12 protein-coding genes are annotated in these 12,000 nt (G+C 28.5%); 5 read left to right on the top strand and 7 right to left on the bottom strand.

What is annotated here, in order from left to right:
* The first annotated feature begins 83 nt into the window (after positions 1 to 83).
* Entirely contained in the window at positions 84 to 875 is a 792-nt protein-coding gene (locus ATE90_RS12750; RefSeq protein WP_036784575.1) for an aldose 1-epimerase, read from the top strand.
* Between the two features lie 4 nt (positions 876 to 879).
* Positions 880 to 1,446 carry a pseudouridine synthase gene (locus ATE90_RS12745; protein ID WP_297798695.1) on the top strand — a complete coding sequence of 189 codons (567 nt, stop codon included), beginning with the start codon at positions 880 to 882 and terminating at the stop codon, positions 1,444 to 1,446.
* A 19-nt stretch (positions 1,447 to 1,465) separates the two neighbouring features.
* On the opposite strand, the gene ATE90_RS12740 is transcribed toward ATE90_RS12745, so the two are convergent.
* The 3 genes from ATE90_RS12740 to ATE90_RS12730 form a co-directional block, all read right to left on the bottom strand.
* Positions 1,466 to 1,906, bottom strand: coding sequence for a GNAT family N-acetyltransferase (locus ATE90_RS12740; RefSeq protein ID WP_036784572.1), 441 nt, complete (start codon positions 1,904 to 1,906; stop codon positions 1,466 to 1,468).
* Positions 1,907 to 1,991: 85 nt separating this feature from the next.
* Positions 1,992 to 2,426 (bottom strand): ribose 5-phosphate isomerase B, encoded by a 435-nt coding sequence (gene rpiB, locus ATE90_RS12735; RefSeq protein ID WP_036784569.1) that lies wholly within the window; start codon positions 2,424 to 2,426, stop codon positions 1,992 to 1,994.
* Positions 2,427 to 3,472: 1,046 nt separating this feature from the next.
* Complete coding sequence (locus ATE90_RS12730) at positions 3,473 to 4,387, bottom strand: diacylglycerol/lipid kinase family protein (RefSeq protein WP_036784566.1); 915 nt, start codon at positions 4,385 to 4,387, stop codon at positions 3,473 to 3,475.
* 113 nt (positions 4,388 to 4,500) lie between these two features.
* Here ATE90_RS12730 and rnr point away from each other — a divergent pair, with 113 nt between their 5' ends.
* From rnr to ATE90_RS12715, 3 genes are all read left to right on the top strand, one after another.
* Positions 4,501 to 6,726 carry a ribonuclease R gene (gene rnr, locus ATE90_RS12725; RefSeq protein ID WP_036784563.1) on the top strand — a complete coding sequence of 742 codons (2,226 nt, stop codon included), beginning with the start codon at positions 4,501 to 4,503 and terminating at the stop codon, positions 6,724 to 6,726.
* Between the two features lie 92 nt (positions 6,727 to 6,818).
* Positions 6,819 to 7,508 carry a head GIN domain-containing protein gene (locus ATE90_RS12720; RefSeq protein ID WP_036784560.1) on the top strand — a complete coding sequence of 230 codons (690 nt, stop codon included), beginning with the start codon at positions 6,819 to 6,821 and terminating at the stop codon, positions 7,506 to 7,508.
* Between the two features lie 43 nt (positions 7,509 to 7,551).
* Entirely contained in the window at positions 7,552 to 7,740 is a 189-nt protein-coding gene (locus ATE90_RS12715; protein ID WP_091952333.1) for a Sec-independent protein translocase subunit TatA/TatB, read from the top strand.
* Positions 7,741 to 7,824: 84 nt separating this feature from the next.
* Here ATE90_RS12715 and ATE90_RS12710 read toward each other — a convergent pair whose 3' ends face one another.
* The 4 genes from ATE90_RS12710 to ATE90_RS12695 form a co-directional block, all read right to left on the bottom strand.
* Positions 7,825 to 8,748: an SPFH domain-containing protein gene (locus tag ATE90_RS12710; RefSeq protein WP_036784556.1), complete on the bottom strand. Its 924-nt coding sequence runs from the start codon at positions 8,746 to 8,748 to the stop codon at positions 7,825 to 7,827.
* 155 nt (positions 8,749 to 8,903) lie between these two features.
* The gene (locus ATE90_RS12705) at positions 8,904 to 9,458 is read right to left on the bottom strand and encodes a hypothetical protein (protein WP_231960028.1); all 555 of its coding nucleotides are present in this window, start codon (positions 9,456 to 9,458) and stop codon (positions 8,904 to 8,906) included.
* A 2-nt stretch (positions 9,459 to 9,460) separates the two neighbouring features.
* The gene (gene gltX / locus ATE90_RS12700) at positions 9,461 to 10,981 is read right to left on the bottom strand and encodes a glutamate--tRNA ligase (RefSeq protein WP_101451473.1); all 1,521 of its coding nucleotides are present in this window, start codon (positions 10,979 to 10,981) and stop codon (positions 9,461 to 9,463) included.
* A 98-nt stretch (positions 10,982 to 11,079) separates the two neighbouring features.
* The gene (locus ATE90_RS12695; protein WP_036784550.1) at positions 11,080 to 11,922 is read right to left on the bottom strand and encodes a hypothetical protein; all 843 of its coding nucleotides are present in this window, start codon (positions 11,920 to 11,922) and stop codon (positions 11,080 to 11,082) included.
* Positions 11,923 to 12,000 lie beyond the last annotated feature (78 nt).

The following is a 12,000-nucleotide window of genomic DNA, read 5'->3' as shown; positions in this document are numbered from 1 at the left end:
TCACAAGTTACGAAAATATAAATCCTTTTTCCTAAAAAATAAATTACATTTTTATCCTATTTTTACTGGAAATTTATAAAATAATGATTTCTAAAGTTTTCTTAAAAAACAAAAACAGTGAAGTTATAATTGATTCGGGTGAGCTAGTAAGTTTTCAAAAAGAAAATCAAGAATACATTCATCAAAAAGGAAATAAGGGTTGGCGAAATTCTGACGATGAAATGTTTCCTATTATTGGGCCAACTTCTAAAAATAATTTTAGGGTTCATACCAAAAAAGGTGATGCAATTCAAGATCAACATGGTTTATTACGTGAACTCGATTATACTTTAATAGCTAGTAATAAAAACAGTGCTAATTTCATTAAAAAGTATAAAAAAAATACACCTATTAAAAATAGTAAATTTCCAATAAAATCTTCTGAAGAAAATTTACATTGGCCTTTTGACTTTTCTTTTGAAAAGAATTTTAGGTTGGAAAATAATATTTTAAAAATTGATTTTATAATCAATTCTGAAAAAGGAATGCCTTTTATGTTAGGGTACCATCCCGCTTTTTTACTCTCTAACTCTGGAAAAGAAACTTTAGAATCTAAAGATTTAGAAATTACATTAAAGGATATTTTTAAGGCGGGTTCAAATGCTTTTCCAGTAATAAATTCTGATAAAATTGTATTAAAAAATAAAAATAAAAAGGATTTAGAAATTTCTACCCAAGGTTTTGATAATTTTATGCTTTGGACAGAGGTTAACAACATGCTTTGTATTGAACCAATTACACAATATACTTCTTATACAGATCAAAAATTCTCGGAAGAAAATATGAGTTTATCCGAAGGAAAAAATAAATTTTCTATAGAAATTAAAGTCTTATAAGTTGATAAAAAAACACCGCCATTTTATAATTCACAAACCTTGGGGAATGATTTCTCAATTTGTAAATCCCGCAAAGCGGAAGAAAAAATTATTAGGAGAATTATATGATTTTCCTATAAAAACTATGGCTATTGGTCGTTTAGATGTTGCATCAGAAGGACTACTTTTTTTAACTACGGATGGTAAAGTTTCCGAAGAAATTAGAAGTAGTAAATATGAAAAAGAATATTACGTACAAGTTGATGGGCTTATAAATCAAGAAGCTATAGAGAAACTAAAAACTGGTGTAGAAATTGGTTTTGATGGAAAAAAATATATGACAAAACCGGGTAAGGCTTCTATAATTAAGAATCCAAAATTTCCGTTAAGAAGTCAAAAAATTAGAGATGCAAGACATGGACCTACTAGCTGGGTTGCTATTATCATTAGAGAAGGAAAATTTAGACAAGTTCGAAAAATGACTGCTGCTGTTGGTTTTCCAACATTACGTTTAATTCGTGTTAGAATTGATAAAATAAAATTAGATGACCTAGCAGTAGGCGGAGTTCTTGAGGTTGACTATTTTATCTAACCTTCATAAGGAATAAAAATTAATTTCTATCCATTCTTATATGCGGAATGCCGTCCTCTAAATACTCCTCTCCTATTTGAATAAAGTTATGAGATTCATAAAAAAAATTTAAATATTTTTGAGCAGAAATAGTGATTTTATCAACATTAAAATGAGTTTTTATAGCATTTATAGAAGCTTTTATAACATCATGACCGTAACCAAATTTACGTTCAGTATCAGCAACGACTACTCTACCGATACTTGCATTATCAAAATAGTCCCCCGGTTTAAAAATTCTTGTATAGGCAATAATGTTATCATTTTTAAAACCAAAAACATGTAAAGATTTTTGATCTTTAAAATCTAAATCCTGATACACACAATCTTGCTCAACTACAAAAACTTCAGAACGTAATTGAAGAATTTTATAGAGTTCTGTTGTTGTTAATTCTGAAAAGGATTTTGTAACGAAATTCATTTTTAAAATTTATTAAAAGTACCCGAATTCAGGTTTGATTTATATTTATATTACAATTAAAGATACTTATTTAAGAATAGTGAATTTAACCAGCACAAGAAATTTTATTAACTCTTGTTCCGTGTCTTCCACCTTCAAATTCTGTTGAAAGAAAAATATCCACAAAACCAATAGCTTGTTGTAAAGAAACAAAACGAGCAGGAATTGTTAGAACATTTGCATTATTATGTTGTCTTGTTAATGCAACTAATTCGTTGTTCCAACAAAGTGCAGCTCTTATTCCTTGGTGTTTGTTTGCTGTCATTTGCGCACCGTTTCCGCTTCCGCAAAGAATAATACCTAATTTAGCTTTACCAGTTTCTACAGCATCTGCAGTTGGATGAATCGCATCTGGATAATCCATAGAATCATTTGTATCCGTTCCAAAATTTAAAACTTTATACCCTTTTTCTTCTAAATGTTTTATAATTTCGAATTTATATAAAGTTCCTGCGTGGTCGTTACCAATGGCAATTGTCATAATAGATTGATTTTAATTTAGTTGTCTTTACAAAAATACAGAAACTAACACTAATCAACAGTTATAAACAATCAAAAAAATAGGTTTTTTAATAACTATTTAATTTTTAACTCTTTAGCTATGTTATCTAAATGTTAAGAAGTATATGCAAAGTTTTATAAGTTTTTTAGGTAGATTGAAAATAAATTACAATACAAGGAGTAGATGCATATACACAACTTTTTTTATGAGTTTTTCATAAAAGGTTATCAACATAAATTTTACAATTTATTTACATAGATTAGTTTATTAAATATTAAGAATTTTAGGTTAATTACTGTTTATAACTATTGTTAATAACTCTAAATTTTAATTGATTTTTAAGCTTTTAAGTACCTTATAAAATGTAGATGGTTTTTAATAAGTGATATATTAAAATAAAAAACTAAAATTTTATAGTAGCTATTCACAGACTATTATAAACATCATTGTTTTTTAAAAATTTATAAAAGAAAAATGATTATTCTATAGAATGTTGATAACTGTTGGTAACAGTAAAATTTTAAGTTTTTTTTAAATTAAAGTAATCGTTAGATTTAAGAAAAGAAATAAAAATACTTTAGTAAAGTAAGAAGTAACTAAACTGTTTTCTTTTCTACTTTTTAAAGGTAAATAGTGTCCTTTTAAAGCTCTACAGTTTCATTTGTAATTTCGCTTTTATTTAAAGAAGTGTTTTTAGTAATTACAGTAATTAAAATACCTGTAAGGAATATAAAAGCGAACAAAGCTATAATTTTACGTAGATGTTTCATCTTAATAATTAGGTGTTCTTATTATAAAGACGTATTAATTCTGTATTATTTGCTTTATTTTTTACAATTCCAGAAATAGTTCTTTCTGTTTGACTGTAAGATACAAGTGAAAAAAAGAGTGGGAAGTATAAAAGGTTTTTTTTAAACATTTATGTGTCATAAAATCTTAAGAGTGTCCAAAAAAAGAAATTAAATATTCTGCAATTTAATTACACTTTTTTAATTTCTTGCTATGAAAATAAATAAATAAAGGCGTTATTTTGAATAAATCACGAAATTTATTGCTCTTGAAATAATTTGAAAAGAAACTTTACCAGTTCCAATTAATTCCCCATCTGCTTGAATATAAGCTTTTGAAGTTTTCGGAATTACAGTTATTAGTTTGGTTTTATAAGTTTCTATTTTTTTATGATACACAATATGTCCGTTATATAATTTTTTAATATTACAGATTAAGTCAAAAATATTTAAATTTTTAGCAATCGTAATATCAAACAAACCATCAGTAGTATTTACATCTTTTGTAAATTGCATTCCGCCTCCAGAAAATTTACAAATTCCAATCAAAGCCATTAAACAATTAGTTTCTATTGATTTATTATTAAAAGTAATTTTAAATACAGTTTTTTTATAAAAAAATAAACCCGCCAATCCGCTTAATAAATAAGCAATAGAGCCAAAATGTTTTAGTGTTTTTAGTTTATGAACAATGTATCCGTCATAACCTAAACCCGCAACATTATTAAAGTAAGTTTTACTTTTATTTTTGGTTTTTATAACACCAATATCTTGTAGAATTGTTTTCTTATGATGTATGATTTCTATCGCTTTCTCTACATCGTTAGGTATGTTATACGTTTTAATCCAATCGTTTCCAGTTCCTAAAGGAATCACTCCAATAGTTATATCAGAAGTTTTTACGTATCTTTGCAGCATTATTCCGTTAACTACATGATGTAGCGTTCCATCTCCACCAACCGAAATAATATTTCTAAAACCTTGTTGAATAGCGTTTTGTGCCAATTCAATTTCGTGTTTAGAAAACTGTGTAAAAGCAAAAGAATAGTCTATATTCTTGTTGTTAAGTAATTGCTGAATTTCCTTCCACTGTATAGAAAATTTCCGATTTCCTGCAATAGGGTTCGCAATGATAAACCAAGGATTAGACATAAATAATAATTTATAAAAAGCCAAAATACAATAATAGATTGATAACTGTTTTTTAATATATAATCACAGTAAATAATTGTATTTTAGTAACACATAATAAGAAGTAAGAATTAATGACAAAAAAGAATAAAAGAATATTTAAAAAGAAAGGTAATGTCGTAAAAGATTTGACTAGAAATATATTTAAAGTTTTAAATGAAGACAGCGAAAAGTTTTACAACCATAAACAAATTGCTGCAAAATTAAAAATTTCTGATACTGATGGGAAAAATCAGATAATCAAGAAATTAGCAGAATTAGCTGCGACAAAGCAAATAAAAGAAGTAGAAAGAGGTAAATTTCAAGTAAACGTGGATAGAAAATATTCTATTGGCACACTAGATGTAACTTCAAATGGAAATGGGTATTTTGTAACAGATGATTATGAAGATGATATTTTTATCCCAAATATTAACCTTGGAAAGGGTTTACACCAAGATACAGTGAAAGCATTTATCTATAAGAGACGAAGTGGAAAGAAATTAGAAGGAGAGGTTGTTGAAATTTTAGAACGTGCAAAAACTGAATTTGTAGGCGTTTTACAAAAGAATAAAAATAAAAATTTTGGTTTTGTAATTCCAGACAATCATAAAATGTACGCAGATATTTTTATATCAGAAAATAAAATGAATGGTGCAGAAGACGGTGATAAAGTACAAGCAACAATTTCTGATTGGCCTAAGAATTCTAAAAATCCGTTTGGTAAAATAACAAAAGTCTTAGGAAAACCTGGTGATCACAATACAGAAATGCATTCTATTTTGTTGGAATATGATTTACCTTTTGAATTTGAACCTGAAGTAGAAAAGGAAGCAGAAAATTTATCGATAGAAATTACAAAACAAGAGATCTCTAAACGTAGAGACATGCGTAAAGATTTAACCTTTACAATAGACCCTAAAGATGCAAAAGATTTTGATGATGCATTGTCATTTACAAAATTAGAAAATGGCAATTATGAAATAGGAATTCATATTGCAGATGTTTCACATTATTTAGAACCTAAAACTATTTTAGATGATGAGGCTTATAAAAGAGCAACATCTGTTTATTTAGTGGATAGAGTGGTACCTATGTTACCAGAAATGTTAAGTAACGGGGTTTGTTCTTTACGACCAAACGAAGAAAAATTAACTTTTTCTGCTGTGTTTGAAGTAAATGAAAAAGCACAAATTATAAACGAATGGTTTGGAAGAACAGTAACCTATTCAGACCAACGTTTTGCTTATGAGGAAGCACAATCTATTATAGAGAACTGCAAATTATCTGACACTATTCAGTCGTATACTATGCCTTCTGATATTTCTATTATTGATAAAGAATATGAAGTTACTCCAGAAATTGTAGAAGCTACTTTAAAGTTGGATGAATTAGCTAAAATTCTTCGTAAAAAAAGAATGAAAGAAGGGGCTATTTCTTTTGATAGGGTAGAGGTAAAGTTTAATTTAGATGAAGAAGCTAATCCTGTTGGCGTCTTCTTTAAAGAGTCTAAAGATGCTAATAAATTAATTGAAGAATTTATGTTATTGGCAAATAGAAAAGTTGCTGAGTTTATTGGTTTTTCTAAGGGAAAAGCAACGAACAAAACTTTTATTTATAGAGTTCATGACGAGCCTGACGTTGAAAAATTAGCTTCTTTACAAAATATGATTCGTAAATTTGGTTATAAAATTAATACAGATACAAAAGAAACTACTTCAGACTCTTTAAATCAGTTGTTAAGTGATGTTCACGGTAAAGCAGAATCTAACATGATTGAAACCTTAACTATTAGAACAATGTCTAAAGCTGTCTACACCACTCAAAATATTGGGCACTACGGTTTAGCTTTTGATTATTACAGCCACTTTACATCACCAATAAGACGTTATCCAGATGTTATGACACATCGATTATTACAACACTATTTAAACGGCGGAGATGCGCCAAAAGCGAATTCGTACGAAGAAAAGTGTAAACATTCATCAAATAGAGAGGAATTAGCTTCGAAAGCAGAAAGATCATCTATTAAGTATATGCAAGTAAAATACATGCAAGATCATAAAGACGAAGTTTTTGAAGGTGTAATTACAGGTGTTACAGAATGGGGAATTTATGTAGAAATTAAATCTAATAAATGTGAAGGAATGGTTAGAATTAGAGATATAAAAAGCGATTATTATATTTTTGATGAAAAACAATATGCAATTGTTGGTCAATCTACCAAACACCTTTATCAATTGGGAGATGATGTTAAAATAAAAGTAAAACATACAGATTTAGAACGGAAACATTTAGACTTTAATTTGATTGAAGATTAATAACTTTATTATTTTTGCCACAATAAAAGATTAAAAAAATCTTTATAGTGATATGCTTATTAATTTAAGTAGTATAATCAAATTTTAAAATGATGAAGAAAACAATTTATATATGTGTATTATTATTTAGTTTTAATGCTTTAGCACAAAAAGTAATTACTAAAAAATTAGGAGACTATTCTACGTTAAAAGTATATAACGGTATAGAAGTAGAGTTGATAAAGTCTAAAGAACACAAATTAGAAATTGCAGGTGAAAAGTCTGAAATAGTTAAAGTTAAGAATGTAAATAACACCTTAAAGTTATCATTACCCTTTTCTTTGAAACCAGAAAATAATGCTGCAGGAGGTAAGGTTTTAATAAGGTTATATCACAATAATAATATTACTGTCATTGATGCAAACGAGGGTTCTACCATTACGGGAAAAGAAATTTCTCAGGATAATTTAGAGGTAAACTCTCAAGAAAGAGCTTTTATAAATTTAGTTGTAAAAGTAGAATATTTGGAGGTGAGAGCTTCTTCTGGAGGTGTTATTAAGTTAACAGGGACTGCAAAAAATCAGAATGTTGATGTAGATTTATATGGTGTTTACAATGGATTTGCTTTAAACTCTAAAGTAAATTCTATGGTTAAAGCGGGTACAGGTGCAAAAGCCGAGGTTTTAGCTGGCGAAATATTAAATGCAAAAGTTAGTTTTGGTGGTTCGATTTTTTATAAAGGAAATCCAAAAGTTGTAAAGGATAAAAAAGTTATTGGAGGTATTATTCAAAAAAGAGATTAATAAAATCCTTTTTGTATCTTTGTATCATTAAAATTTAAAACTTATGATTAGTTTATCAATATATTTAGGGATGGTTGGACCTTGGCAAATAGCAATTATTGTTGCGTTGGTTTTGTTAATGTTTGGAGGTAAAAAAATACCAGAACTGATGAAAGGTTTAGGTGGCGGAATTAAAGAGTTTAAGAAGGCTACTAAAGAAGAGTCTGAAGAAAAGTTAGAAGAAAAAAAATAATTTTTTCATAAAATAAAAAGCTCAATTTACATTGTAAATTGAGCTTTTTTAGTTTAAACTTATTTTTAATTACAAATGTAAAACCTATTTTTTCTCTTTAGGTTTTTGGTTTTTCATTGCTTCACCAATTTGATTACTTGCAGTAAAACTTGCAACCATGTCATTTAACATTGTACTACCCGCCTGAGGTGAGTTAGGTAATAAGATTAAATTACTATTTGTTTGTTGACCAATAGACTGTAAAGTGTCATAATGTTGCGTAACTACAATTAAAGCAGAGGCTTCTTGACTATTGATACCTACTTTATTTAAAACCTCTACAGACTCTTCTAAACCACGTGCAATTTCACGTCTTTGGTCGGCAATACCTTGTCCTTGTAGGCGCTTACTTTCTGCTTCTGCTTTTGCACGCTCCACAATTAAGATACGTTGAGCATCTCCTTCATATTGGGCAGCAACTTTTTCTCTTTCAGAAGCATTAATTCTGTTCATTGCTTCTTTTACCTGACCATCTGGATCAATATCGGTTACTAAGGTTTTAATAATATCGTAACCATAGGTCATCATTGCTTCATTTAACTCTGATTTTACAGCAATTGCAATATCATCTTTCTTTACAAAAACATCATCTAATTTCATTTTTGGAACTTCAGCTCTTACAACATCAAAAACATAAGAAGTTATTTGATCATGTGGGTAATCTAACTTATAAAAGGCATCATATACTTTTTCATAAATTACTTTATATTGCACAGAAACTTTTAGTTTTACAAAAACATCATCCAAAGTTTTAGTCTCAATGATTACATCTAATTGTTGAATTTTTAAACTCAATTTTCCTGCAATTCGATCTACAAAAGGAATTTTTAAACGTAAACCAGATTGTCTAATAGCGTTAAATCTACCAAAGCGTTCTATAATAGCGGCTGTTTGTTGTTTAACCGTAAAAAAAGATGCAAAAATAATAAGTACAAGGAGTGCAATAATAATAGGTGTCATAGGTAACATAATTGATTATTTAGAAATTAATAATTGATTTACGTAAAGATACTGAACTTTAGCTGTTACTTATTAGACGTATTTTTCTAAAAATGTTACATTTTTTATAAAAAAAACCTCTAAAATCTAAATTTTAAAGGTTTTATTTGATGCTATTTTAAAGGCTATTCTTCTTTTTCTTTAGGAAAAACCTTGTATTTTTTTTTGTTGTACTTAATCCACTTTTTATATTGTTTTTCAGAAAGTAAAACGGTCATTTTTTTATCCAATTTTTTGTCCTCTTCCTTGATTGCATTCCCAATTGGTTTTAAACTTTCGTTCATTTGTTTTTGAATCTTAACTTGGTTTGAAAAATCACCGCTTTTCATAGCTTTTTTTTGATAATTTTCAACCATCTCTTTTGTGTTTCGGAGTAAAAAACTATTAATTCTTTTAATATCCTTAATATCTTTATTGTATTTCGTTAATATTTTTGAAAATTCTTTTCCTTCTTTAGAGGATAATTTTATGCTTGATTTTTTTGCTGCTTTTTTGACGTCATAAACTACAATTCCAATATATTTTTCTACTTTAAAATTGGGTTTTGGAGCTTTTTGAGCAGATGGTGTCATTGGTCCTTGACGCTGCTGTCTTTGTCCATTTCTTTGTCCGTTTCCAAATTGAGCATTAGCTGTAAATGCAAAACTTAAAATTAAAAGTAATACTATTTTTTTTATCATAATTATAATTTTAAAATTGCGTTTTCTAATCTTTTTATAGTTGCTTCTTTACCAATCATTTCTATGATGTCAAACAAGTGAGGCCCTTTTAAAGCGCCTACTAGAGATAATCTTAAAGGTTGCATTACTTTACCAAAGCCAATACCTTTTTGGGTAATCCATTCTTTAATTTTTGTCTCCGTATTTTTTGATGAAAAATCTTGAATGTTATTAAGAACTTCGATTAACTCATTCATTAACTCAGGTGTTCCTTCCTTCCAATTTTTCTTTGAAGCTTTTGCGTCATATTCTTTCGGAGCTTCAAAAAAGAATGAAGATAAATCCCAAAAATCAGTCACAAAAATTGCTCTTTCCTTAATTGAAGAGACTACTTTTTTAACGAAATATTTGTCCTTATAAATTCCTTTTTCTTCAAGAATTGCACAATATGTATCCGCTATTTCTGAATCTTCTTTAGCTTGCATATATTGTTGTTGAAACCAATTTGTTTTATCAGGATTAAACTTTGCTCCAGACTTGCTAACTCTATTTAAATCAAATGATTGCACTAATTCTTCTAAAGAGAATATTTCTTGTTCTGTTCCGGGATTCCATCCTAATAAAGCTAACATATTTATAAAACCGTCTGCAAAATAACCATCTTCTTTATAGCCACGAGAGACATCATTAGAACCCTCATTTGTGTATGCTAAAGGAAACACCGGAAATCCTAATTTGTCGCCATCTCTTTTGCTTAGTTTCCCTTTTCCAACGGGTTTTAAAATCAATGGTAAATGAGCAAATTTTGGAGAATTCCAACCAAAAGCGCGGTATAATAAAATATGTAAAGGCATTGACGGCAACCACTCTTCACCACGAATTACATGACTAATTTCCATTAAATGATCATCAACAATATTAGCTAAATGATAGGTTGGCATTCCATCACTTTTAAATAAAATTTTATCATCTAAAGTATTGGTGTCGATGGTAATATTTCCACGAATTTCATCTTCCATTCGTAAAATTTCATCTTGGGGAGTTTTAAAACGGATTACATAATTTTCTCCAGCAGTTATCTTCGCTTTTACCTCAGCATCTGTTAAAACTAAAGAATTAACTAAACGTCCTTTTTCTCTGTTATGCCAATTATAGATAAAGGTTTTTCCTTTTGTTTCATGTCCTTTTCTGTGCGCGTCTAATTCTTCTGAAGTATCAAAAGCATAATATGCCCAACCAGAATTTAATAAAATATCGGCATATTTTTTATATAATTCTTTGCGTTCAGATTGCCTGTAAGGACCAAATTTTTCATTTTTTCCTGGACCTTCATCAAATGGGATTTTACACCATTCTAAGGAGTCTATAATATATTGTTCTGCATTTGCTACATAACGTGTTTGGTCTGTGTCTTCTATTCTTAAGACGAAAGTTCCATTGTGTTTTTTAGCAAATAAATAATTGTATAAAGCTGTTCTTACACCACCAATATGTAAAGGCCCTGTGGGACTTGGTGCAAAGCGAACACGAACATTAGATTCCATTTTTTATTGATTTTAAAGTTGCAAAGATACTTTTCTAAAAGCATAAAAAAAAGGCTTTAATAAAAGGCTTTTGAGTAATTAGTTGCAATCAGGTTTCTTCAGAATTTATGATAAAATCCAAAAGAAAAAGCGATTTGTTGTGCAACATTATTTCCAAAAAATGCAGCAGGTAAACTTGCCGTCATTCCAAAGTTATTAGAAAATTCTCCAATTGCTTTAACACCAAATACACCATATTCTTGATTATTTACATACAACCCTGTAGCTCTATTTGAAGGAGGTAAAACAATACTACCATTTTTAAAAGATTTTTCAATATCTAAAAAACCAATTAACCAAATATTTTTAGTCACTTTACCTCCATATTCGCCACCAATTTTAAAGTTAGAACTATAGTTATTTGTTCGGATTCTAGTTCCAACGAAAGTTTGTAAATAAGATTTTCTGAAGCTTTTTCCGGCTAAGAAAAGCGGCGTAAAAGTAAAGGCATCATAACCAGTTCTTATTCCTGAAGCAACCTCAAAAGCACCTGTATTTGCCTCCACAGAAAATTGGCCAGAAATAATCCACTTTTTTTTAGAAAAGTTGTGTTTAATGCCAATTTCTACATTACCCAAAGCGAATGTATTATCGTCTTTAGAACAATCTCCGATACAATCTATAGCAGGGTTTAAATAATTATTTAGAGTAATATATTTATAAGGTAAGTTTAGTATTAAAGTAGTAGTGTTAGATAAACCATATTCACCATAAAATTGAATAGTATTATCAGATATTTCTCCATTTAGAGTATTATCAGGATTTCCAAATAAAGTATTATAATTAGGTATTGTTGTAAACGAAAGTTGTGTATAAAACTCTCCTTTTTCTTTGGTCCAAGGACTTTGAGAAAAAGCAGTAAGACTAATAAAGATTATCCAAATATTAATAAAATTTTTCATGAAATTGATCTTATAAACTTTTAGTTGTTTTAAATTGAAAATACTTACAATTCGATTTAACAAATATTTTACTGCAAG

The organism is Polaribacter sp. Hel1_33_96, assembly GCF_002846595.1.
Classification (GTDB): domain Bacteria; phylum Bacteroidota; class Bacteroidia; order Flavobacteriales; family Flavobacteriaceae; genus Polaribacter.
The sequence above is the reverse complement of the archived record's forward strand: the minus strand, read 5'-3'. Positions and strand labels throughout refer to the sequence as shown.

What these genes read in the sequence shown, in the direction of transcription:
- ATE90_RS12720 (WP_036784560.1), top strand. Translation starts at nt 6,819, where the DNA reads ATGAAGAAAACAATTTATATATGTGTATTATTATTTAGTTTTAATGCT.
- ATE90_RS12740 (WP_036784572.1), bottom strand. Translation starts at nt 1,906, where the DNA reads ATGAATTTCGTTACAAAATCCTTTTCAGAATTAACAACAACAGAACTC.
- rpiB (WP_036784569.1), bottom strand. Translation starts at nt 2,426, where the DNA reads ATGACAATTGCCATTGGTAACGACCACGCAGGAACTTTATATAAATTC.
- ATE90_RS12710 (WP_036784556.1), bottom strand. Translation starts at nt 8,748, where the DNA reads ATGTTACCTATGACACCTATTATTATTGCACTCCTTGTACTTATTATT.
- gltX (WP_101451473.1), bottom strand. Translation starts at nt 10,981, where the DNA reads ATGGAATCTAATGTTCGTGTTCGCTTTGCACCAAGTCCCACAGGGCCT.
- ATE90_RS12730 (WP_036784566.1), bottom strand. Translation starts at nt 4,387, where the DNA reads ATGTCTAATCCTTGGTTTATCATTGCGAACCCTATTGCAGGAAATCGG.
- ATE90_RS12695 (WP_036784550.1), bottom strand. Translation starts at nt 11,922, where the DNA reads ATGAAAAATTTTATTAATATTTGGATAATCTTTATTAGTCTTACTGCT.
- ATE90_RS12750 (WP_036784575.1), top strand. Translation starts at nt 84, where the DNA reads ATGATTTCTAAAGTTTTCTTAAAAAACAAAAACAGTGAAGTTATAATT.
- ATE90_RS12705 (WP_231960028.1), bottom strand. Translation starts at nt 9,458, where the DNA reads ATGATAAAAAAAATAGTATTACTTTTAATTTTAAGTTTTGCATTTACA.
- rnr (WP_036784563.1), top strand. Translation starts at nt 4,501, where the DNA reads ATGACAAAAAAGAATAAAAGAATATTTAAAAAGAAAGGTAATGTCGTA.
- ATE90_RS12715 (WP_091952333.1), top strand. Translation starts at nt 7,552, where the DNA reads ATGATTAGTTTATCAATATATTTAGGGATGGTTGGACCTTGGCAAATA.